Origin of the sequence: Capnocytophaga sp. H2931 (assembly GCF_002302535.1) — a bacterium.
Classification (GTDB): Bacteria; Bacteroidota; Bacteroidia; order Flavobacteriales; family Flavobacteriaceae; genus Capnocytophaga; species Capnocytophaga canis.
Genome location: NZ_CP022381.1, coordinates 2,140,362 through 2,164,631 on the forward strand (window position 1 = coordinate 2,140,362; position 24,270 = coordinate 2,164,631).

Annotated in this window: 22 protein-coding genes; 16 read left to right on the plus strand and 6 right to left on the minus strand. The window is 35.0% G+C overall.

Annotated features, from left to right (window positions below):
* Window positions 1–38: 38 nt before the first annotated feature.
* The 4 genes from CGC52_RS09080 to CGC52_RS09095 form a co-directional block, all read right to left on the minus strand.
* On the minus strand, window positions 39–4,373 hold the full coding sequence (locus CGC52_RS09080) for a translocation/assembly module TamB (RefSeq protein ID WP_095894166.1): 4,335 nt from the start codon (window positions 4,371–4,373) through the stop codon (window positions 39–41).
* Window positions 4,374–4,605: 232 nt separating this feature from the next.
* Entirely contained in the window at window positions 4,606–5,079 is a 474-nt protein-coding gene (locus tag CGC52_RS09085) for a DUF6252 family protein (protein WP_095894167.1), read from the minus strand.
* Window positions 5,080–5,221: 142 nt separating this feature from the next.
* Window positions 5,222–5,710: an outer membrane protein gene (locus CGC52_RS09090; RefSeq protein WP_042343898.1), complete on the minus strand. Its 489-nt coding sequence runs from the start codon at window positions 5,708–5,710 to the stop codon at window positions 5,222–5,224.
* A gap of 90 nt (window positions 5,711–5,800) precedes the next feature.
* Entirely contained in the window at window positions 5,801–6,262 is a 462-nt protein-coding gene (locus CGC52_RS09095) for a DUF6252 family protein (protein WP_042343897.1), read from the minus strand.
* A gap of 515 nt (window positions 6,263–6,777) precedes the next feature.
* On the opposite strand from CGC52_RS09095, the gene rsfS reads away from it, so the two are divergent.
* The 6 genes from rsfS (at window position 6,778) to CGC52_RS09125 (ending at window position 12,186) form a co-directional block, all read left to right on the plus strand.
* The gene (rsfS, locus tag CGC52_RS09100) at window positions 6,778–7,155 is read left to right on the plus strand and encodes a ribosome silencing factor (protein ID WP_042343896.1); all 378 of its coding nucleotides are present in this window, start codon (window positions 6,778–6,780) and stop codon (window positions 7,153–7,155) included.
* A 1-nt stretch (window position 7,156) separates the two neighbouring features.
* Window positions 7,157–9,130, plus strand: a complete 1,974-nt coding sequence (gene ftsH, locus CGC52_RS09105; RefSeq protein ID WP_095894168.1) for an ATP-dependent zinc metalloprotease FtsH — start codon at window positions 7,157–7,159, stop codon at window positions 9,128–9,130.
* A gap of 213 nt (window positions 9,131–9,343) precedes the next feature.
* Window positions 9,344–9,958, plus strand: coding sequence for an LUD domain-containing protein (locus CGC52_RS09110; protein ID WP_042009864.1), 615 nt, complete (start codon window positions 9,344–9,346; stop codon window positions 9,956–9,958).
* 12 nt (window positions 9,959–9,970) lie between these two features.
* Window positions 9,971–10,795 (plus strand): phosphatidate cytidylyltransferase, encoded by an 825-nt coding sequence (locus tag CGC52_RS09115; protein ID WP_042009868.1) that lies wholly within the window; start codon window positions 9,971–9,973, stop codon window positions 10,793–10,795.
* Between the two features lie 29 nt (window positions 10,796–10,824).
* Window positions 10,825–11,607: a diaminopimelate epimerase gene (gene dapF / locus CGC52_RS09120; RefSeq protein WP_172919958.1), complete on the plus strand. Its 783-nt coding sequence runs from the start codon at window positions 10,825–10,827 to the stop codon at window positions 11,605–11,607.
* Between the two features lie 81 nt (window positions 11,608–11,688).
* Entirely contained in the window at window positions 11,689–12,186 is a 498-nt protein-coding gene (locus CGC52_RS09125) for a GNAT family N-acetyltransferase (protein WP_095894509.1), read from the plus strand.
* Window positions 12,187–12,308: 122 nt separating this feature from the next.
* Here the strand turns inward: CGC52_RS09125 and CGC52_RS09130 are convergent, their stop codons facing one another.
* Window positions 12,309–13,529 carry an aminotransferase class V-fold PLP-dependent enzyme gene (locus CGC52_RS09130; protein WP_095894170.1) on the minus strand — a complete coding sequence of 407 codons (1,221 nt, stop codon included), beginning with the start codon at window positions 13,527–13,529 and terminating at the stop codon, window positions 12,309–12,311.
* A 467-nt stretch (window positions 13,530–13,996) separates the two neighbouring features.
* Between CGC52_RS09130 and ybeY the strand changes: the two genes are divergently transcribed.
* The 9 genes from ybeY to CGC52_RS09175 all read left to right on the plus strand — a co-directional run bounded on the left by ybeY (window position 13,997) and on the right by CGC52_RS09175 (window position 21,894).
* On the plus strand, window positions 13,997–14,419 hold the full coding sequence (gene ybeY / locus CGC52_RS09135) for an rRNA maturation RNase YbeY (protein WP_095894171.1): 423 nt from the start codon (window positions 13,997–13,999) through the stop codon (window positions 14,417–14,419).
* Window positions 14,416–15,357, plus strand: a complete 942-nt coding sequence (locus CGC52_RS09140) for a 2-hydroxyacid dehydrogenase (RefSeq protein ID WP_095894172.1) — start codon at window positions 14,416–14,418, stop codon at window positions 15,355–15,357. Before ybeY ends, CGC52_RS09140 begins: the two co-directional genes overlap by 4 nt.
* A gap of 525 nt (window positions 15,358–15,882) precedes the next feature.
* Window positions 15,883–16,992 (plus strand): DNA polymerase IV, encoded by a 1,110-nt coding sequence (gene dinB / locus CGC52_RS09145; protein WP_095894173.1) that lies wholly within the window; start codon window positions 15,883–15,885, stop codon window positions 16,990–16,992.
* Window positions 16,993–17,052: 60 nt separating this feature from the next.
* Window positions 17,053–17,757 (plus strand): hypothetical protein, encoded by a 705-nt coding sequence (locus tag CGC52_RS09150; RefSeq protein WP_095894174.1) that lies wholly within the window; start codon window positions 17,053–17,055, stop codon window positions 17,755–17,757.
* 2 nt (window positions 17,758–17,759) lie between these two features.
* A complete protein-coding gene (locus CGC52_RS09155) occupies window positions 17,760–18,566 on the plus strand; it encodes an SDR family oxidoreductase (protein ID WP_095894175.1) in 807 nt (268 codons plus the stop codon).
* 42 nt (window positions 18,567–18,608) lie between these two features.
* Window positions 18,609–19,262 carry a fructose-6-phosphate aldolase gene (gene fsa / locus CGC52_RS09160; protein ID WP_042009890.1) on the plus strand — a complete coding sequence of 218 codons (654 nt, stop codon included), beginning with the start codon at window positions 18,609–18,611 and terminating at the stop codon, window positions 19,260–19,262.
* Between the two features lie 85 nt (window positions 19,263–19,347).
* Window positions 19,348–20,181: a 1,4-dihydroxy-2-naphthoyl-CoA synthase gene (locus CGC52_RS09165; protein WP_095894176.1), complete on the plus strand. Its 834-nt coding sequence runs from the start codon at window positions 19,348–19,350 to the stop codon at window positions 20,179–20,181.
* A 32-nt stretch (window positions 20,182–20,213) separates the two neighbouring features.
* Window positions 20,214–20,867 carry a DUF4433 domain-containing protein gene (locus CGC52_RS09170; protein ID WP_095894177.1) on the plus strand — a complete coding sequence of 218 codons (654 nt, stop codon included), beginning with the start codon at window positions 20,214–20,216 and terminating at the stop codon, window positions 20,865–20,867.
* A gap of 4 nt (window positions 20,868–20,871) precedes the next feature.
* Window positions 20,872–21,894 (plus strand): macro domain-containing protein, encoded by a 1,023-nt coding sequence (locus CGC52_RS09175; protein ID WP_002663838.1) that lies wholly within the window; start codon window positions 20,872–20,874, stop codon window positions 21,892–21,894.
* A 321-nt stretch (window positions 21,895–22,215) separates the two neighbouring features.
* On the opposite strand, the gene CGC52_RS09180 is transcribed toward CGC52_RS09175, so the two are convergent.
* Window positions 22,216–23,307: a pseudouridine synthase gene (locus CGC52_RS09180; protein ID WP_095894178.1), complete on the minus strand. Its 1,092-nt coding sequence runs from the start codon at window positions 23,305–23,307 to the stop codon at window positions 22,216–22,218.
* A 201-nt stretch (window positions 23,308–23,508) separates the two neighbouring features.
* On the opposite strand from CGC52_RS09180, the gene recR reads away from it, so the two are divergent.
* Entirely contained in the window at window positions 23,509–24,126 is a 618-nt protein-coding gene (gene recR / locus CGC52_RS09185) for a recombination mediator RecR (protein WP_095894179.1), read from the plus strand.
* Window positions 24,127–24,270 lie beyond the last annotated feature (144 nt).

Sequence of the window (24,270 nt, forward strand, 5' to 3'; positions counted from 1 at the left end):
GTGTTTTTGTAGCTAAACGATTTTTTTTCTTATTTGCTCTATTCCTCTTCTTTTCTTCCGAGAACCTTATTTATCAACTCTTTAAACGTATTAAAATCAACATTATAGGTAATACCTGTTCCGTAAACATACCCAATTCTGTCCACCAAGTACTCTTGCCATTCATTTTCTCGTACAAACACCTTAGCTGTCAAATTTCCTTGGGGGTTCAGTTGGAATATTACTTCTCCATTTCCTGCTACGGCAGTGCGTTTCACCCCTCCAACAGGAATACCTACTTTTCCGTTAAAGAGAACTCTATCAGTAATTTGTGTAGAAATCGTAAATCCTAATCGGTCGTCATTGGTTATGTCAGAAGAACTATCAACCATTCCTGCTTCGTAAGAAACACCTAAATTTAGCTTATTGTCCTCATCCGACAGTAACTGATTGAAAAGCCCCGCTGCTGTTTCAAATAAGTTATAGGCTACCAAACGATTATCCGTATTCCGCTCACTCATAAAGGAACCTTGAGCTAAAAGTGAAAAGGCTTGTAGTTGTTTTCTGTCCTTATCTTCCAAACGATAATTAAGTTCCGATACCAAACCTTGCCCACTATCAGGGAAAGCAATGTCAAAAACGGGTTCTGGTTGCATCAACTCTCCTTCGAGACTGATAATGACCTGAGTAGCTATCTTTCGATTGTATTGTGAAGATTCCAACAACACTCCTGGATTGGCATTCAAAGTATAGGCAGCTTTCAAATTTCGCAACACGGCTTTTAGCGGATCACCACTCCATGAAATTGAACCTCCAGGAAGCACGGTAAATCGTTTATCAATCAGATTTTCAAATTTAAAATTGTAATATCCTGAATAGGTAATAAAGTCACCCCACATGTTGAACTTACCATTAGTATTGATTTCAATAAGTAAGGTTCCGGCACCTGTTCCCACTAAGTTACTTCCCGTTTTTTTATCTAAAATAATTTCAACCTCAGTTGATGGTAACACGTCCATTTCAAAACGTAGTTCAAGCCCTTTAACTGACTCCAAAACACGTTCTTTTTTCACCTTCGGATTTTCTTTTTCAATAAAAGTAATGAAAGAATCGTCCCCTACACTTTCCATATCACTCAATGGAATTTTAAACTGTGTCCCCTCTTGGGTAACCGCTTTGACCGAAATCACTAACTCATCTAACGCTCCACGAATGGATGCATTTCCGTTAATGAATCCTGTTCCGTAGAAAAGAGCATCATCGGTGTAGCCTGTGTTTAAAACTAAGAATTTATCACCTAATGTTTTGATGTTCAAATCAAAAAACCAGTCCGACAACTTATTATGACGTATGCTACCATTGAGTAACGCTTGGGTTTTATGTGCTGTATCGGTAAGTGTCCAATCATCAATTTCGAAAGTTTGATTTCTAATAAAAATTTTTGCTTTATCGTTGATATCAGCATTCAAATTCAGATATGTAATTCCAACTCCTCCCTTCTCAATAGCAAGTTCTCCGTTCATCGTAGGATTTTCAATACTTCCTTCAATTTTTATATCTCCCAACAAACTTCCTCGTAGATCATAGAAAATACCCTCCAAAAACGGATTGAAAGGAGCTAAGTTGAACTGTCTAAAATGGGCATCAACATCTACAAAAGTACCTTTGTTAGAATCAAGCTTAATATCTCCATTCATTTGGAAACCTTGTGTTTTTCCATTTACAAAATGAGCATTGAGTTTGAAAACAGAAAGATCCGCATTTCCGAAAATACTAGCTTCTAAATCTCCATAGTCATAACCGTTCAAACGAAAATTTCGGATAAACACATCCGATGATGGATAATACAGTTTTCCTTTTTGCACCAGCGACAAGTGACCGTTGAGAGTTCCTTGCAGATTTAATCCTTTAAGTTCGGGTAACACCTTATCAAGCGACACATTGTTTGCCACTGTGTGTAGTTGTTTATACTCATCAGTTAACACACCACTAAGATTAACATGCTGGTTACGGTGAGCGATTCTAAAATTATGAATCTTAATGGTATCCGCTTTACGGTCGATAGTCACCTTGTTTGTTCCTTCAGCATTTTCGCGATTGATAAACCATTGATTGCCTCTGAAATTGATTTCTGACTTTTTAAATCCGATACTCGATTCCTGTTTCTCATTTAAGGTATAGAAGAAATTTAACTGATAATTGTCTTTTTCTGACTCACCTCCGTTAAATTCGGAACGGAAAAACAAAGTATCATTGACCACACGGCTAATGAGGTTAAAATCCTTTATGTCATAAATTCCTAAATCTAATTTTCCAACTTCAAAAAAGGCATTATAGAGCGTATTTTGGTTATCTACCGTAAGTTTCAACCCATCTGCTTGATAATCAAAGGCATTAATTTCAGGCGATTTCAGTTGCATTTTAAAACTTCCATCATCTGGAACAATTTTTCCTTTGAGAGTGGTATTTCTTCCAATTTTCAACTCTGGTACAAAAACTTCTACAATTTTATTGTAAATACTAAAGTTGAAGTCTATATACTGATTTTCATCAATTTTATATGGATTGTAGTGCATGTAAACACTTCCCAAAGCATTTTGGATGATTTTTTTCATCTCCGCCATTTTGTACTTTCCACGAATACTTCCGCTAATAATATCAGTTGAATTTATTTTGATTTCTTTCTCTCCTGTATCATAAATGGTAGAAGTAATATCAAAATCATTGAAAGTAAAAATATTATGCGAATTTTCATATACTGCATTTTCAAAGCTAACCTTCCCTACAATGTCATCAACCTCAATTCCTTGTATGTCTATATGCACCCTTCCTTTTAGTTTTGAAATCGTATCACTTTCGGATACCTTGAGCTGGTACAAATCCGCCTTTTGAATGTCTGCTTTGAAATCAAAGGTAGGTTTTATAGATGAGAAATCAGCTAATCCTCCAAATTTCATATTCAAATTAGGGTCATTAGCTACTACCAAACCATTGAACAATTGCTTGGTTAACTTTCCTTCAATATTAATTTTTTTATAGTCATATCCATTAAATCGTAAAGAATTTATCTTTCCATACGCATTCATTTCCATGGTTTTAAAGTCGGTTCCTTTACCTTGAACTACCAAATCAGCCGACAAATTCCCTAAAATACGTTGCTTTATTAAAGCCCCTATGTTAAATGCTTGTGTTGAAATTCGCCCTTCATATGCTAAATTTTCCGTTTGCTCCAAGTTGCTTAATTTTCCTTCAAAAGTTGCATTTCCTCGTTGCGAAGTCATCCTTAGGTTAGCATCCAGATGCGAAGTGCCATATACAAAATCTCCCGTAAGTGAAAACATTCCTAAATTCTGCAATTCCACAGGCATGTTTTGTCCTAATTCCACAGGCATCAGAGTTGCCAAATCATTATAAATAGATTCGAAATTCACTCCCTTGCCTTGAATAATGATTTTTTTATCTTCTCGTAATAGGTTTTCAAAGGATAAATTTCCTCCAATGAGCGTATTCTGGTACGTAATATTTCCTTGATCTATTACAAATTTATTCAAAGTTCCTTTAAAATGTAAATCATTAACTATTAATGATTTACCTGCTACAAATCCATCGTAAAAAGTATTCAAATCACGAGTCGAAATGGTCGCTTTAGGAAGTTCTACATCTAACACCACTTTATCAGCAAAATCAACAAAGCCTCCTTCATGAGGATATATTTTCAATGTACCTTCAACTGTTGTTTTTTCGGTTTTTAGAATCATATCTTTAGCCTGTACCAAAGTATCGGTGTAGAAAAAAGAAGTTTGTAGATCGCTAACTTTCAATGATTTATCAAATATAAAACTTCCTTGTTCCATATCAAAGAACACATTAGCTCCTAACAACTGGAAATCCTTAAGTTTCATATTAAGGTTTTCAGCTTGGAACAGTATTGGATTTTCTTGATTTTCATCGGAAATATAGCAATGGCTCCCATTCAACCGTATGGTTTTTGCCTTCATTACAAAATCGCCTGAACTGGGTTCTCCTGAATCAAATTTTGATACAAATACCTCTAAATTTGACAAAGTATCTCCCTTGTGGGTTTTCATATGAAAAACCAAATCATCTGCTTCAATATCACCAAAGTACAAATCACCTTTAATCCATTGTCTAACATTTAAAATCGACGTTTGTAGCTGTTTGGTTGCAATAAGTGTATCAGCACGAAAATCTTTAATCAAGACCCCCTTAACAGCTACATCTCCATTGTATTTCAGATGAATTTTCTCGATTTGTATGTCTACATCAAAATCTTGGTTAAGCCTGTTAACAACCTTTTGGGCTATGAACGTTTGAGTTACTGGCAATGCCAACAAAAGTAATAGAACCCCAAAAAATAAAAGGGTTATCCACATTACTCGGAACGCTATTTTACGAAATCTTTTGATAACTTGAAGTTTTTAATTACAAATGTTGCAAATATACGTAAATGGTTCGCTTTGAACAAATTTTTTTTGAAGGTGTTACATTGCTTAGATTCAACCCTCAAGTGTAACATCATAAAAACATCTCCTCAGATAACAGTTATCATGAGGAGATGGAAATCAAAGTCTAACAATAAAGACTTGTCTATGAAAGAAAAATCAATTATAACAACGATTTACATCGGAATGAACCGTTAGTTACTTTTTTGGTTACACTACCGTCATCACTTTTTGCGTTAAATTCGAATGTACCTTCAACTATCTTTGCTTTTTCATCGAATTTTTTGATGGTTATTGTTCCATCTGCCAAACTAGTAAATCTGTCATTTCCAAAAGTTACGCCTCCCAAGGCTAATTCTTCTCCCCCAAATTTAAATACACCTTCTTTGGCAGGTGCTGTAAGTGTAAAAACAAATTCGTTACCTTTCACTCCATTTACGCTAATTTTTCCCGCAGAAACTGTATAGGAACAAAAAGTTGCTCCTGTAACTTCATGTTTTTTACCGTCAACTTCTGCTTTTACGTAATAATCAGAACTTCCAGACTCGCCCGTGTTGTCAGAATCATCTTTTTTACATCCCACAACAGCTACGACTACTGCCAGTAGGAAAAAACTAAATTTTAAATAATTTTTCATATGCTTCATTTTTTTATTACATTGTGTTTTAAATCTTTTTAGCATAATTTCTTAAGAAACATCTCCTTAAGGTATTATTATTTAATGATAAAAAACCGAAAGGAGATGTTAGTCTAACTATAAGAACTTGTTGAGAAATTTACTAAAAAGCATATCTAAGACCTACATGAACTCCAAGAGAAGACCCTGTTCTAATGGTGTATTTCACTGTGCTGAAAAGATCCAAGTTTGAGGATAAAGCGTAAGACATACCTGCTCCAACATTCACTCCGAAATTCCCTCCACTAAACTCGTATTTAACTCCTAAGATTTCCGAACTTGATTTAAAATAATTGTATCCAACCCCTGCTAAACCAAAAAACTTAAAAGTATCTTTGTCGTAGAAGTAGTAATGACCATTGGCATTGAACTCTAACCCAAGGGAATTTACTCCCTCAACTTTATCTAACATAAGATACCCTACATCAGGAGCTACCGTGAGTTTGTCCATAATCCCAATCTCAGCATTCACACCGATTATGGGATTTTTTCCCTCTACATCAAACCCTCCGTGGATACCAATTTTAGTTTGTGCTTGAGCAACCATTCCAAACCCTAAAACAAGGGCTACAATTAAAGCAACTTTTTTCATTTTCTTCTTTTTTTTAATTAAACAACTTATTTATAACATTTTTAAAATTCTTAGATTCAAGTATTTGACTTATTGTTTTTTAGCTTAAAACTACGGTTTTAACTTTGACACATCTTGTTGTTTACAACGAAATGAACCGTTAGTAACTTTCTTTGTAATATCTCCGTTCGTTCCAACAAACTGAAAAGTTCCTTCAATCACTTTTGCGTCCTTGTCGTATTTTGTGATAATTAAACTTCCATCGGTTGAATCCGTATATCCTCCATAAACTCCATCAATATAAACAGTTCCGAAAGATACTATGTTATCAGAAAATTTATATGTACCCACTTCCATCGAAGGAATCATGAAAGCATATTTGTCACCTCCTGTTATCGTAACTCCGAAGCCTGTATCAATAAAAAAACAATATTCACCTGAAGCTTCGTGTTCCACACCTCCTACTTGTGCTTTTACATAGAATTCAGAAGTGTTTGAATCATCCTTTTTACAGCTTACAACTATTAAAATTGCTGTTAACAAAATAAAGCTAAATTTTAATTTATTTTTCATATATAATTCATTATTAATTTTATACTTAATCCAAAACTTACTACAATTACCTAAACGTTAGTTTTATTACTTCGTTTTAGTTAATTTTATCTTTATTTTCACACTACAAAGGAATAATTTTTCTTTTAAAACAGCAAATCTTGTATAAAAATAGAAATGTTAAAATTTACGCGAACGGTCAAAATTCAAACGTGAACGGTATTTTTTTTGCACGAACGGTCAAAAATATCACCTGAACTGTTTAAAAAAATAACAAAACTTTAACATGTGTATTTGCTAAATTCTACTTGTGTAAACATGTGATTCCGTAATAACTCAATCAAAATTTAAGTGCTATTGAAATTCAATTTTCAAAAAAAACTCTTGTTTATCCATTCTTAATCTGATAGCTAAGGATAAGTAACAATTTCTTTTGTGTTTTTTCAGAAATTCAAATTTTATATTTTTTTTAAGTGATTATCTCCGAAAAAACAGTATATTTGCCGTTTCATAGTAATAGAAATTATTAAAAATAAATGACACAGAATAAAGAGATTACATCTAATCAACTAATTAGTAATATTATCGAAGGTATTGAAAAAGTAAAAGGAACGGACATTACTATTATGGATTTACGCGAAATAGAGAACTCTGTTTGCGATTATTTCGTTTTATGTAACGGTTCCTCAAACACCCAAGTGAGTGCTATTTCGGGAGCGGTACAACGAGTTGTAAGTCAAGCTGAGGGACATGTAAAACCATGGCATGTGGAAGGAGAGATGAATGCAGAATGGATATTGATTGACTATGTAGATGTTGTGGTACATATCTTCCAAAAAAGAATCCGTGAGCATTACGATATTGAAGGATTGTGGGGAGATGCTAAATTTTTAAATATAGAAACTAACTATTAATATGGCAGAGAACAAAACAAACAAACCTAAATTTTCAGCCTATTGGGTATACGCCTTACTTATAGTGATTTTATTAGGATTTAATTTCTATTCGGGAGGTAGTTTTTGGATGCAACCCAAAGAAATTCCACAGGCTAAATTTGAAGACTTTTTGCGTAACGGAGATGTTTTAAAGATAACCATCGTGAATCGCAAAGAAGCTAATGTTTATTTGACCGATGAAGCATTGAAAAAAGAAGAACATAAGGATGTACGTCCGAGAGGAAATATGCTATCACAAACAACGAGTGCAAAGAATGAAAGTCCGCAATATCGTTTTGAATTGGGTGATTTGAGCAATTTTGAAAACCGTTTTGACCAGATTGTTCAAGAAAACAATTTAACAACCACTCGTGAAAATAAAACACAACAGAACGTGTTTTCTGATTTTTTAGTTACACTATTACCATTTATTCTTATCGTGGGGTTGTGGATTTTTTTTATGCGACGAATGGCCGGAGGCGGTGGAGGTGGACAATTGTTCAGTATCGGAAAATCAAAGGCTCGTCTTTTTGATGAAAAAAGAGAAGTTCGCGTAACATTCCAAGATGTAGCAGGTTTGGAAGGTGCTAAAGAAGAGGTTCAAGAAATAGTTGATTTCCTTAAAAATCCAGATAAATACACCTCTTTGGGAGGAAAAATTCCAAAGGGTGCTTTATTGGTAGGGCCTCCGGGTACGGGAAAGACCCTTTTAGCAAAAGCCGTAGCGGGTGAAGCTCAAGTGCCGTTCTTTTCACTTTCAGGGTCTGATTTCGTTGAGATGTTTGTAGGAGTGGGAGCCTCACGAGTACGTGACCTGTTCAAACAAGCCAAAGAAAAATCACCTGCAATTATTTTTATTGACGAAATTGACGCTATTGGACGTGCCCGAGGGAAAAACAATTTTACAGGAGCAAATGATGAAAGAGAAAACACTCTAAATCAATTACTAACGGAGATGGATGGCTTTGGAACGCATACCAATGTAATCGTGTTAGCAGCAACGAACCGAGCTGATATCTTAGATAAAGCATTGATGCGTGCAGGGCGTTTTGACCGACAAATCTATGTTGATTTACCAAACTTAAACGAACGAAAGCAGATTTTTGAAGTACATCTACGTCCAATTAAGAAAGCTGAAACCTTAGAAATAGATTTTTTAGCTAAGCAAACACCAGGATTTTCAGGTGCCGACATTGCAAATGTATGCAACGAAGCAGCTTTGATTGCGGCTCGTAAAGGTAAAACAGCTGTGGGAAAACAAGATTTCTTAGATGCTGTTGATAGGATTGTTGGTGGTCTAGAGAAAAAAAGTAAAATGATTACCGATGAAGAACGTAGAACCATCGCTTTCCACGAGGCAGGGCATGCTACGGTTAGTTGGTTGTTGAAATATGCTGCCCCTTTAGTTAAAGTAACTATCGTTCCGCGAGGGCAGTCGTTAGGAGCTGCTTGGTATTTACCTGAAGAGCGACAAATTATCAGAACCGAACAGATTTTAGACGAAATGTGTGCAGCTTTGGGAGGACGTGCCGCCGAAAAGATAATTTTTGACAAAATTTCAACAGGAGCGTTGAGTGATTTGGAAAAGGTAACCAAACAAGCTCGAGCCATGGTAACCATCTATGGATTGAACGATAAGGTAGGAAATCTGACCTATTATGATTCATCAGGGCAATCGGAATACGGTTTTACCAAACCATACAGCGAAAAAACGGCTCATGTAATTGATGAAGAGATTTCAAAAATTATTGAAAATCAATATGAAAGAGCTATTCAAATTCTTTCAGAAAATAAAGATAAGCTGACTAGTTTAGCCAACTTATTGCTCGAAAGAGAAGTCATTTTCAAGGAAGATTTGGAGGATATCTTCGGAAAAAGAGCCTATGAAAAGGAAGAGGAATTAACTGAAAAAACAGAGACGAAGGTAGATGACTCAAATCCTTTGACAACATAAATTATTTAATTCGTAAAAAAATGATAAAAACTTGATTGTTATTTTGAAAACAATCAAGTTTTTTTTGTAACTTTACCCCATTCTATGTATAAAGAATAAAGAAAGATTTTTATTAACTCTATCATACAGAAATTAAGTGTCGTGTTTTTTAATAAATAACGACGGTAGAGTTTTGGGTAATAATAATAAACATCTGAAATACAATAAGTTTAGATGAATTTTTTAAAGAAAATATTTGGTAAACGCAGTAGTGAACCGAATTTGGGTGAGGAAAAGATTGTAGCTACTAATGTACTGTCGGGAGATAACCTACCTGCAGATGAGCAATTTGCAATCAACTTTACCCAAAATGGGGGTAAATTCATTTATTGCACTTCAGAATTAGAAATACAGCATTTTTTCAGAAATATTTTAATGGAAATAGGTGTATATGTGAAAATCAGTACGCCAAACGAGTCACTCGTAGATTTTTTTGAAGAGCATCAATCACTTTTCACAGATGATGTTGAAACAGCGAATGTCTATCTGACAACCTGTGAATATTTAATCACATCGATGGGAGGTATAATGCTCTCTTCCAATCAGTTGAGACAGCGAAGAACAAGTGAACTTCCTGAAATATTTATCGTCTTGGCTAAAACCAGCCAAATGGTGAAAAGCATTGATGAGGGAATGCGTGGTATCAATTTGAAATATCCGAAACAAAAACCAACAGGGTTGGTCACTTTGCGTAGTTTTGACGAAAACAGAACAGCAAATGATGTAATGAACTATGGAGGAAGCTATAAGAAAACCTACCTCATCTTGTTAGAAGATTTACCAATTTAAAAGGAACTCATTGTGAACGAACTATTTAAAAGAACTGCTACAGGAATTATCTACATACTCTTTTTGTTATCGGCAATCATGTTAGATGAGGGGGCTTTTGACTTCTTGTTTTTGTCTTTTGGATTAGTATGTATGTACGAATTTAAAAAACTTATTCGACTTCAAGGATTGCACGTCTATCTGATATTCTTATTTTTTTGGTGGCTATTCATTCATTTGCAGGTAAGTGTTTTCTCAATTTATATACTGTTGCTATTTACTATTATAGCCAATGTGTACTTGACTATCATGCTCTTCTATGGAAAAACTCCTCTACGCTACGCTCCTTACTCTCATAAGTTGATTATTAGTATGTTGTATATTGGTGCAGGATGTGTTTTTATTCCATTAATATACAAGCACGAGTGCATAAAATCATATTCCGTCGGTGAGGCTCAATTGACAATGATTGGTATTTTGTGTATCATTTGGGCAAGTGACAGTTTTGCTTATTTAACGGGGAAAAACTTTGGGAAACATAAGTTGTTTGAAAAGATATCTCCCAAAAAAACAGTTGAAGGATTCGTAGGAGGACTCATCGGAGCTATCCTAACCGCCTATGTAATTTCAATTTACAGTAATAAAGAGATTTGGAGTTGGATTGTGCTGGCTATTGTGTTAGTTACTACTGGAACTGTTGGTGATTTGGTTGAATCAAGTTTCAAACGGGTTGCTAAAGTGAAAGACAGCGGTCGAATTCTTCCAGGACACGGCGGACTTTTAGACCGTTTGGATAGTCTTATTTTTGCCTCTCCATTTGCTTTCTTTGTATTGCAAATTCTATATTATTTCTCTTAAAAATCATATTCTTGCTAAAAAATTAAATGATAATACATTTTTATAAATTTCAAGGTACAGGCAATGACTTTGTGATGATTGATAATCGTAATTCAGATTTTCCCAAGGAAAATACTTCATTAGTTGCCTCATTGTGTCATCGGCACTTTGGTATTGGTGCAGACGGACTAATTCTGCTAGAAAATGATGAAAAATACGATTTTCGCATGATTTACTACAACTCAGATGGAAAAGAAAGTACGATGTGTGGCAACGGAGGACGATGTATTGTCGCATTTGCTAAATTATTGAAAATCATCGATAATAAAACTATTTTTATTGCTATTGATGGGGAACATTATGCCGAAATCAATAATGAAAATCAAGTGAAATTGCAGATGAAAGACGTTGATGTTATTCGAAAGGAAGACTCATATACTTTTTTAGATACAGGTTCGCCACATCACGTTCAATTAGCTGAAAATGTTAATAATATAGATGTGAAATCAGAAGGAGCGTCCATTCGCTATGGACAATTGTACAAGGATAAAGGTGGAGCTAATGTCAACTTTGTAACTCCTTTAGGAAATGAAAAATTTGCTGTACGCACCTACGAGCGGGGGGTTGAAGACGAGACTTACTCTTGTGGTACGGGTGCTACGGCTGTTGCAATTGCCATGTATCACCAAGAAAAAACAAAGGAGAGAGACATACACCTGCAAACCCTTGGGGGAGATTTAAGAGTTTCGTTTGATGTTGAAAACGGAGTATATACAAACGTATTTCTGATTGGACAGGCTACTTTTGTTTTTGAAGGTAAAGTAGAAATGTAATTAAAGTTAAGCTTCGTCAAGCGTAAAAGAGAAAAAAGTGTTTAAATTTATACATAAAAGATGAATTGTATTTCAGACGAGTTGTGTTTGTTACGGGCGTTAGAACCAGAAGATATTGACTTTTTGTATGAACTTGAAAATCAAGAAAGTTTATGGGAAGTTAGTCAAACACAATTGCCTTTTTCTCGGTATCTTCTGAAAGAATACATTCAAAATGCAACACAGGACATTTATGAAGCGAAACAGTTTCGTTACGTCATTTCTTCCTCTGATAGAGAGCCTTTTGGATGTGTTGACCTCTATGATTTTGATCCTAAGAACAAACGAGCTTGTGTTGGAATCGCCATTTTAGAAAAATACCAACGCCAAGGTAAAGGAGAATATGCTCTTGCTAAATTATTGAATTACAGTAAAGTAAATCTTCATTTACATCAATTAATTGCATATATCCCTGTGGACAACATTCCAAGCATACATCTTTTTGAAAAACTTGGTTTTGTTTCTCATGGCATAAAAAAAGATTGGATTTTTTCTAACGGAACATTTAAAGATGTGTTGATTTTTCAGCGAATTCTGTAGCTAAATCGAAATCTATACTTTACTTCATTTTTTTTTGGCGTTTTTATAAAAATCTGATTATCAGAATTCAATCGACTAGGTCTTTTGCACAATTATATCAGAAACAGAAGAGATTTGATACTTTAACTTAGCATCATATGAGCTTTTTTTAAAGCCTCGACAAAAGTATCAATTTCTTCAAAGGTATTGTAAACCGCAAAACTGGCTCTAATTGTTCCTGGAATGCAAAAGAAATCCATAATAGGCTGAGTGCAATGGTGTCCTGTGCGAACTGCAATACCCAATTTATCCAGTATGCTTCCTACATCATACGGATGTATTCCTTTGAAATTGAACGATATAACTGCAGTTCGTTTACTCAAGTCAGGATTCCCATAAAGTTGAATATCTTCAAGCTCTTTTAGTTTTTCAACAGCGTATCTTAGCAGAGCTTGTTCGTGTTTGGCTATATTTTCGATACCTAATTCATGTATGTAATCAATTGCAGCTCCAAATGCAATACCCCCACAGATGTTAGGCGTTCCTGCTTCAAATTTATAGGGCAAATCAGCGTATGTTGAACCTTCGAAACGGACTTCTTTTATCATTTCGCCTCCACCTTGATAGGGAGGGATAGCATTTAACAATTCTTCTTTTCCATAAAGTATACCCACTCCTGTTGGCCCGTACATTTTATGAGCAGAAACAGCATAAAAATCAACATCAAGTGATTGAACATCAGGCTGGATATGAGGCGCGGATTGAGCACCATCAACCAAAACCTTAGCTCCTCTTTGATGAGCCTTTTCAATGATTTCAGCAATGGGATGTATATTTCCTAAAGCATTCGAAACATGTTGTACACATACAAGTTTTGTACTGGAATTCAATAAGTTATCAAAGGATTCCATATTCCAAATCCCCTGTTCGTTCATCGGAATAACTTTCAGTGTAGCACCGGTGCGTTCGCAAACAAACTGCCATGGCACGATATTGCTATGATGTTCTGATGCCGATACTATGATTTCATCTCCTGATTTCAAAAGAGAAGTGTATCCGTTGGCAACCAAGTTAATGGACTCTGTTGTTCCCGAAGTAAAAATGATTTCACATGATTTTTTGGCATTGAAATGTTTTCGCAACTTTTCACGAGCTTGTTCGTAGGCATCGGTAGATTCCTGGCTGAGAGTATGCACCCCGCGGTGGATATTGGCGTTAAGTTGAGTGTAGTAATTTACAATGGTATTAATTACTTGATTAGGAGTTTGCGAAGTGGCTCCATTGTCGAAATATATCAAGGGTTTGTTATTTACAAGTCGGTTCAGGATAGGAAAATCACTGCGTATTTGTTCAATTGATTTCATAATATGTTTTTTGCGATTGAGTTCAAAAATGATTGTATTAGATAACAAAAATAATTCCGCCAAAGGTATTTATTTTATTCTAAATAAACACTATCTTTGCCTCCTAAATGTTGTTATATATAAAAAAACTATTGTCAAAATCATTTTTGTCAGGCTTTGTAGGGTAATAAAATCATTAGAGTAATTTTGGTATCGAGACTACATGGTTTAAAGTGACTGCAAGTGATGAATTCCCATGGTCAGGTGAAATATTTTGATTAATTTTTCAACCACTTACACTTAAAAAAGGTAAATTATTCTTCTATTTATATTTAGTATACTTCTTTTTTATGTGTAATGAGGTAGAAATAGTAATATTTTCCAAGTCAGAAAACAATTTATGCTGTTTTTTGTTTTTTACTGGTAAATATCGAATGTTTACTGAAATTATGGAAATAGTAGCCTAATGCTTATTTAAATAAAAAAATATGATTTCTTTTTTTTCCGAAACAAAATTTAAGCTTCCGTACAAGAAAAACGATCTAAAATCGTGGGTAAAAATGATTTGTAATACTGAAAATCATAAAATTGGCGATGTAAACTACATTTTTTGTAACGATGAGCAGTTACATAAAATCAATGTAGAATATCTTAACCACGATACCTTAACGGATATTATTACTTTTGACTATACTGAAGATTTTCAAATTGCTGGAGATATTTATATCTCTGTGGAACGAGTGTGTGATAATGCTAATGATTTTGAGGTTTCTTTTAAGGAAGAGCTATTACGAGTCATGGCTCACGGCATATTGCATTTATGTGGCTATAAGGACAAATCCGAATCGGAAAGTCAGCAAATGAGACAAAAGGAAGAAGAAAAAATACGATTATTTACAGAAAAAGAATGAGAATACTCCATATTGACACGAATCATCCGTTAATAATAGAGCAACTTACTGCTCATGGATTTGAAAATCACGAAGATTATAAAAGTTCAAAATCCCAAATCGAAAGCAAAATCGACCAATATGATGGTGTCATCCTTCGCAGTCGGTTCGCGATTGATAAGTTGTTTTTGGATAAGGCAACTCGCTTAAAATTTATTGCCAGAGTGGGAGCAGGTCTTGAAAATATTGATTGTGAATACGCTGAGCAAAAGGGAGTTATGATAATATCCTCTCCCGAAGGAAATCGTAATGCGGTAGGCGAACACACTCTCGGAATGTTATTAGCGCTGTTAAATAAGTTTAAAAAATCCAATCGTGAAATTGAGCGAGGTGTGTGGCTACGTGAAGAAAATCGAGGGTCGGAATTAGATTATAAAACCGTAGGCATTATTGGTTACGGGAATATGGGAAAATCGTTTGCTCGAAAATTGAAAGGGTTTGATTGTCAAGTGATTTGTTATGATATAAAACCCAATGTAGGCGATGAAAACGCACGACAAGTGTCCTTGGATGAGTTTTTTGAACAATCGGATGTGGTGAGTTTACACACACCGCAAACTCCATTAACAACAAAAATGATGAATATTAATTTCATCCACAGGTTCAAAAAACCATTCTGGTTATTGAACACTGCACGAGGGAAAAGCGTTGTAACTGATGATTTGGTTGAAGCCTTAAAGTCAGGCAAAATCAAAGGAGCGGGGCTAGACGTATTAGAGTACGAGAAAACGTCCTTTGAGGATTTCTTTACTGATGAACTCCCTGCTTCGTTTAGATATTTATTAGAAGCTGACAATGTAATACTTACACCTCATATTGCAGGTTGGACTGCTGAAAGTAAGACCAAATTGGCACAGGTGATTGTGGATAAAATCATAGAGAATTTTTCAGAAAAATAATTTACTCTTGATGTTGTTTATTCAACCGTTTTATCTATTCGTACTTTTTTAATTTTGTAAAATTTCTTTGTATAATTTAGTAGGTCTTTCTCGTGAATGTACTGGAAAAATCAAAAAAAGACAGAATATTTTCGTTTTACGGTGTTAAGGGAAGAAGAAGAGTGGATTGAAAGTGACTATACGACATTTAACGGACAAATGCAGGAAAAAAAATCAAGGCTCGTGCTATAATCTGGGTAATATACAAAAAATACATGAATTACTACAATCACACCCGTAACTAACCAAGTATCAGTATCGTTTTTACGTTTGAAGTTTGGAAAATGTAACGATTTTGAAATCCAAGGTTCTTTTTAAACCTAAGGGAAAAGTAGAATATCAAAATAACTAATAAACTCAAATGTTTTTATAACGGGCATAAAGGCTTATCTAAAAACAAAAGTATTCGACAATCGAAAGAATGAAAAAATAGCTTGAACTTGGTAAGTTTTATATTTTTGCATACCGAAATGCTTGGTAAATAAAATGGAATCTCTGACAGACATACCTTTGCGAAAAATCATCCATGTGGATATGGACGCTTTTTATGCTTCGGTGGAACAGCTCGATTTTCCACAGTTGCGAGGGAAACCCATAGCCGTAGGTGGCGAAAAGGAACGAGGAGTTGTAGCAGCTGCCAGTTATGAAGCACGAAGATACGGGGTGCGAAGTGCTATCAGTGGAGTTCAGGCAAAGAAACTATGTCCACAGCTCATTTTTGTGCCACCACGTTTTGAGCGCTATCGTGAAATTTCAATACAAATTCGCTCTATTTTTTATGAATATACCGATTTGGTAGAACCCCTATCCTTGGATGAGGCTTATTTAGATGTAACTCACAATAAAAAGAATAATCCTTCAGCAACTTTTTTGGCTCAAGAAATTCGTCAGCGTATTTTCGAAACCACGGGACTTACCGCTTCAGCAGGTGTCTCCGTCAATAAATTTGTAGCCAAAATAGCCAGTGATTTTAACAAGCCTAATGGACAAAAAACGGTACCTTTGGAAGAAGTGCAAGGTTTTTTAGATGTTTTGGACATTAAAAAATTTCATGGTATAGGAAAGGTCACAGCTGAAAAAATGTATCTGAATGGAATTTTCACGGGTAAAGATTTGAGAGAAAAATCTTTAGAGTTCTTAGAACTTCATTTTGGTAATAGAGGAACTTACTTCTATGAATTAGCACGAGGTATCCACCTGAGTGAAGTTAAATCATATCGATTGCCAAAGTCATTAGGCGTTGAACATACCTTTGAGAAAAATATTACCAGTGAGGTGTTTATGGAAGAAAAACTAACAGTGATCGCTAAAGAATTAAGTCAGCGGTTACAACGTAAAAAGATAGCGGGGAAAACCCTAACACTAAAAATCAAGTATGGTAATTTTTCAATTAATACCCGTAGTAAAACCTTATTGCATTATGTTGATAAAGAGGAGGATATATCTTATCATGCTAAAGAATTACTCTATAAACAACCTTTAGAGGATTCAGTTCGTCTGTTAGGAATATCGTTGGCAAACTTAAATAACATACCCCAAAAAAAAGAAAAAAATATGCCGAGGTATGTCCAGTTGAAACTGATTTTTCCGCAATAAAAAAGCAAAATAAGGATTTAATTTTTATATTTGCAGGAGTGAATAATAAGAAAAATTGATATGAATAGACAATGGTTGATTTTCGTAATGTGTTTGTTTTCATTGCCTGTATTTTCACAGCAAAAGCATGTTTATTTGAACGATGATTTAGAATATATTTCAGCTAAGAAATTCAATGACTACAGAAAATCGAATAATCACTATATCCTAACTTATGAATTGGATTCAGTAGTAATGCACGTGCAGGTTCAACGAGTTAAAAGAGGAAAAATAACTCTTGAACAGTTAGCAGTAATTCGTACCGAATTGTCTGGATATTCTGGTCAATCCGTTCCCGAGAAAAACATTATTGTAGTAAATTATCATCACGGGAAGGATCCTTGTAATGATTCTTCTGAAGATTCGAGCTACTATGCTTTGATTAAAGATTATTTGAAAAAAATACAAAAGAAGAAAGATGTAAGTCAGTTTTTTGTCTACAACGAACGAGATGGAATCAAAGATTATGGAAAGAAAATCACTTGGCTGGAGGATAAAAATAAAACATTACGTGATTTATTCTTTCCGTTACAATATCCTTGTGGGAGTTTTGTTCTGATAGACGCTGAAGGAAATTATTATGTTCAAAAAGGAGAATATTCAAATTATTATATTCTTGATATACTGCGAGATAAATCGAATATAACCAACGAAAGCAGCCATATTAAAAAGGGTGAAACGAATCGCACTCCTCGAAGAGTAGAGGTAAGGGCTATTAGACAATAGTAATGAAAAACGGAAAAATAGTTTTAATCACCGGAGCAACTTCGGGAATAGGCAAAGAAACGGCGTTACTCCTTAAAGAAAAAGGATTTACTGTCTATGGAACAGCTCGGAATGTAGAAGGTAAATCTCTACCTTTTCGGCTTTTGCCTATGGATGTACGCTGTAAAGAAAGTGTCGATAAGGCAATCCAAAGCATTCTCTCTGAAGTAGGTAAAGTTGATATACTGATCAATAATGCAGGTGTAGGAATTTCAGGAGCCGTGGAAGAATTACCTTCCGAAGAGCTTGAAAATGTGTTCGCTACGAATTTTTTTGGAGCCATTTACTTGATTCAAAAAGTACTTCCTACAATGCGAAGTCGAAAAAGTGGATTGATTATCAACGTTACTTCCATAGCAGGGTATATGGGATTGCCCTTTCGGGGAGCCTATTCAGCAAGTAAAGGAGCTTTAATGCTGATGTCAGAAAGTTTACGAATGGAATTAAAAAATTTTGGAATCCAAGTGACAACTATCGCACCAGGAGACTACGCTACCGATATTGCTTCTCGACGCTATCATGCGCCTGTGAAAGAAGGTTCTGCTTATAGAGAAAAATATCAAAAATCTTTAGATTTGATGAATAAGCATGTAGATTCGGGAGGAAATCCCATTGAAATGGCAGAAAAAATATATAAAATTATAAAAACCAAGCACCCTAACGTACATTATAAACAAGGTAACTTCTTACAAAAGTTTTCCATTGTACTTAAACGTGTTTTACCAAGTAAAACCTACGAGCGAATGTTGATGAAACATTATGAATTGTAGAGAATAGGTAACCTTAAACTTTGAACTCAAATAAGCAATATTATGAAATTTTTTATTGACACAGCAAATTTAGATCAAATCCGTGAAGCTCAAGATTTAGGAGTTTTAGATGGAGTAACGACCAATCCTTCATTAATGGCAAAGGAAGGTATCACAGGCACAAATAACATTTTGAAGCATTATGTAAATATTTGTGACATTGTCGATGGAGATGTTTCTGCAGAGGTAATTGCTACTGATTATGAGGGTATTGTCAAAGAGGGTACGGCCTTGGCAGAATTGCATCCACAAATAGTGGTGAAAATACCAATGATTAAAGATGGTATCAAAGCTATCAAATATTTTTCAGACAGAGGAGTTAAAACTAATTGTACGCTAGTATTCTCGGCAGGACAAGCTTTGTTGGCAGCCAAAGCAGGAGCTACGTATGTATCTCCTTTTATCGGGCGGTTAGACGATATTTCCAGCGATGGACTTACTCTGATTGAAGATATCCGACTTATATATGATAATTACGGATTTGAGACTGAAATTTTAGCTGCTTCTGTTCGTCATACGATGCATATTATGCAATGTGCCAAAATAGGTGCGGATGTGATTACAGCTCCGCTATCCGCAATTGTGGGACTACTAAAACATCCATTAACTGATAGTGGCTTAGCTCAATTTTTAGCAGATTATAAAAAAGGGAATTAACTAATAATGAACAATTTTATAAAGTATAATCTCTCAAAATTGTTCATTAAATAAATTGTAAATTGTTTATTATTGATTACAACATATGAATTGGCAAACTATAAAAGAATACGAAGATATTACTTATAAAAAATGTAACGGCGTGGCACGAATCGCCTTTAACCGACCTGAAGTACGAAATGCTTTCCGCCCAAAAACTACTTCTGAGCTTTACGACGCTTTCTATCACGTGTACGAAGATGCGAGTGTAGGCGTGGTAATTCTCACCGGGGAGGGACCTAGCCCCAAAGATGGCGGACACGCTTTTTGTAGCGGTGGTGACCAAAAGGCTCGTGGGCATCAAGGTTATGTGGGCGAAGACGGCAGACACCGACTCAACATATTAGAAGTACAGCGACTTATCCGATTTATGCCCAAAGTGGTCATCGCGGCGGTAAACGGATGGGCAGTAGGTGGCGGACACTCGCTTCACGTGGTGTGCGACCTTACCTTAGCCAGTAAAGAACACGCCATTTTCAAACAAACCGATGCCGATGTTACCAGCTTTGACGGAGGCTATGGCTCAGCATATCTAGCAAAAATGGTCGGACAGAAAAAAGCTCGTGAGATTTTCTTTTTAGGGCGAAATTACTCCGCACAGGAGGCGTTTGAAATGGGAATGGTCAATAAAGTAGTGCCTCACGCTCGTTTGGAACAAGAAGCGTATGAATGGGCTCAGGAAATCCTTGCCAAGTCGCCAACTTCTATCCGTATGCTGAAATTTGCGATGAACCTCACTGATGACGGAATGGTAGGGCAACAAGTCTTTGCAGGAGAAGCCACTCGACTTGCCTATATGACCGACGAAGCCAAGGAAGGACGAAACGCTTTCCTCGAAAAACGAAAACCTGACTTTGGGGAGAATCAGTGGATTAGTTAAATAACTTGATAATTTTACTAAAAATAGTAGCTATGAATTTATCTGAAATCAAAGTATTTAGGATGACACATATAGACAATATTCCTCATATTTTACAAAATGGAATAACGCACAAAAATTCACCTAATGCTAATGTAAACTATGTTTCGATTGGAGATAATTCATTGATTGATACTCGAGCGAGTAAAACTATTCAAGTTACTAATGGAACTTTAGACTATAGAGATGCAAAGCGTATATGTTTAGGAGATTTTATTCCTTTTTACTTTTGGTTGAGGATGCCTATGCTGTACATCATTCAAAAGGGATTTCATAATGTTGTTAAAAGAAATCCCGAAGAAATAGTATATTTGGTTTGTATTCCGAGCAAATTGGCTGACCAATATTCGGAAGTATATTTTTCAGATGGACACGCTGCAGATAAATTTTCTGTTTTGTATGATAAAACAGCTTTAAATAAAATTGAAACTATTTTGGATTGGAAGGCCATCAAAGCAAGGGATTGGGGTGGAGATGAAAATTTAGATATCAAAAGAAAAAAAGAGGCTGAATTTTTAGTAAAAGCGGATATAGCTTCTGATTTTATTATCGGCTTTGGTTGTTATAATGAAGTGGCTAAACAAAAGTTGATTAGTTTTGGTATAGAGGAGGTAAAAATTAAAGTTATTCATCAATATTATTATTAAAGCTATGATTACTTATTTAGAAGGAAACATATTAGAGAGTGATGCACAGGCACTCATTAATACGGTGAATACCGTTGGGGTAATGGGAAAAGGTATTGCACTCCAATTTAAAAATGCTTTCCCGAATAACTTTAAGCAATATCAAAAAGCCTGTAAAGAAAAAAGTGTGGTAGTGGGGAAAATGTTTGTAACCGAAGATGAGAATCTTACTTCTGGTAAGAAAGTTATCATCAACTTTCCCACCAAAACCACTTGGAAAAAGCCCTCTGAATATGAATATATAGAATGGGGACTTGATGATTTGGTAAAAATCATTAAGGAAAGGAACATCAAGAGTATTGCCATTCCGCCATTGGGGGCAGGAAATGGAGGATTGGACTGGGATAAAGTAAAGCAAATAATAGAACGAAAACTTTCTCATCTGGATACGGAAATCTACATCTACGAACCTTCTGTCCAAATCAAAGAGCAACTGAAAAATGAGAGGGTGAAACTGACACAAGGTAGAGCTTTACTACTATATGTACTACACGATTTGGTACGAGAAGGAGAATTTGTATCTGAATTTTCAAGTGAGAAAGTATGCTATTTCCTTCAAAAGTTTGGAGCTGAAAAGTATTTGAAATTGAAATTTACTCCTTATTTTTATGGACCTTATTCAGGAAAAGTTCGTTTTGTTTTGAATGCCTTGAACGGAAGCTATATCATGGGATATAGCGATATGAATAAAAAACCTTTTGAACCACTCAATTTGCTTGGAGATGGATTTCAAGAAGTGGAAAAATTCATTGAAGGTAATGAAGAATTGAAGCAGATTGCTAATGACACCATGCATTTTCTGGAAGGATTTTATTCTGATTATGCTTTGGAATTACTTTCTTCGGTAGATTATATTATGAGAGAAGAAAAAACAAAAGAAAAAGAGATCATCATAGAAAAACTTAAAAGTTGGAATAGTAGAAAAAGTGAAATGACCTCTAATGAAAGATATTTAGATATTGTTTTAAAACATTTAATTCAAAATTAAGTGGTTTTTCTATTCTGAAAACTTTCCAACAGGTTCAGAATCCTACCGATTACCTCAATTAATATAGGAGAATGGATTATCAATCAAATAAAACCAAGCAATAAATCTTCAATGGAAAATTTACTCGCTTTCTTTGAAAAACGCAAACCTGACTTTGGTGATAATTAGTGGATTTCGTAGATAGAGAGAACCCTCAAATTTTTATGAATGCCAGATATCTCAAAACTGTAAACTGAATGTCTTTTAAGTTTAAGTATCTGATGATTACTTCAAAAATGGTATGATAAAAATTTGAGGGTTTTATTTTTTTAATAAGTATGTTTACTTTATATTTCTTAAATTAATAATTTCCTGTTGAGTCAATTTTCGCCAATGTCCCCGAGGAAGGTCTTTTTTAGTAAGTCCAGCGAACACAACGCGGTCTAATTTTTCAATTTCATACCCCAGATGTTCGAAAATACGACGGACAATACGGTTTCTTCCGCTGTGAATTTTAACACCTATTTCATTTTTAGGTTTGTCGTTCACATAGCTGATTTCATCTACTTGAATAAACCCATCCTCAAGTTCAATTCCCTCTTCAATTTTTATAAAATCTTTGTAGTCTAACTTACGGTCAAGAACCACGTGATATATTTTTCGTACACCATGTGTTGGATGTGTTAATTTTTTTGCTAAATCACCGTCATTAGTTAGTAATAAAAGTCCTGTGGTAGGTCTGTCCAAACGTCCAACAGGCAGAATACGAGCCGTAGTAGCATTGGCAACTAAATCCATCACAGTTTTACGACCTTTTTCGTCACTTGTAGTGGTGATAAATCCTTTTGGTTTGTTTAATAAAATGTATTCTTTCTTTTCCGAAGAAATCACTTTTCCGTCGAATTTTACTACATCGGTAGGTTGTACACGATATCCTAATGTAGTCATTACCTGTCCGTTTACCTCCACATTTCCCGCAGCAATGTAGATATCAGCATTTCGGCGAGAACAGATTCCTGCATTGGCGATATATTTATTCAGGCGTATCTCCCCAGTTTCTGGAGTGTTGTCCTGTTGTTCAATCTCGGTGTTGTAATTTTTTTTGATAAACGGTTTCTTATAACTGTTGTTTCTTTTGAAATTTGGATTGTAGGATTTTTTGTATCCACCTTCGTTGGAGGTGTCTTTGAAGTTTGGATTGTACGATTTTTTGAAACCGCTGTTTGTTTTAGTTCGGTCTGAATTGTATTCTTTTTTGTTGTAAGTACGCTCCGATGATCCATACTCTTTTTTAGTGTAGTAAGGTTTGTCAGAAGAGCGTTCCGAGTTTTCATATTCTTTCTTTTGGAATGAGTTGTTTGAATATTCTCTCTTTTTGTAAGAATTATTGCTACGTTGTGAGTTAGTGTTGTTACTGGAATATTTTTTTTCCATAAATTCTCTATTTATTTAATGATGTATTTTATGTTTTAGAACCAGAAAGCGTTCGAAACCGTAATGTATTACAAAGGCTTTATATCACTATAAAACTTTTGAATGTGCAAAGATACTACATAGAAATGACATAGCATGTTTTTTTTGTAAGAAATATTTTTAAAAAGGCAAAGCTCAAAACTTTTTTCATATCTTTGCGGTATGGAATTTTCGTCAAAAATTTTAGAAAATGCGGTGTATGAGATATCGCAACTTCCTACAATAGGAAAGCGAACTGCTTTGCGGTTAGCTTTACATCTGTTAAAACAACCTGAGGAACAGTCTGTTATGTTGGCTTCGGCTTTGATTAATTTGCGAACACAGATTCAGTACTGTAAAAAATGCCATAATATTTCTGATGTAGAAATCTGTGACATATGTAACAATTCGAGCCGGGAAAACGGTATTGTATGTGTAGTAGAAGATTTTAGAGATGTGATTGCGATTGAAAATACGGGGCAATTTTTTGGGCAATATCATGTTTTGGGAGGGAAAATTTCGCCTATTGATGGCGTAGCTCCGTCAAGTTTACACATTCAGTCATTAGTCGAAAAGGTAGCGTCGGGTAAGATTAAAGAACTTATTTTTGCACTGAGTAACACTATGGAAGGTGATACCACAAATTTTTATATTTATAAACAAATTGAACAGTACGATGTGGTGATATCCACTATAGCTCGTGGAATTTCCGTTGGGGGAGAGTTGGAGTATGCCGATGAGGTTACTTTGGGACGAAGTATAACTCAACGAATTCCGTTCGAATTAGCTCTGAAAGGATAAAAATTAAGGATTGTAGAGAGTCAGTCGATTTATTTTTGAAAAAGTTATTTCTTGAAGGTAAATAGATAGGATTTGGGCTTTGCTACTTCTTTAAACTCCTTGGTTTTATGATTGTTTTTTTCCGAAAGTCGAGGTACTTGTGAA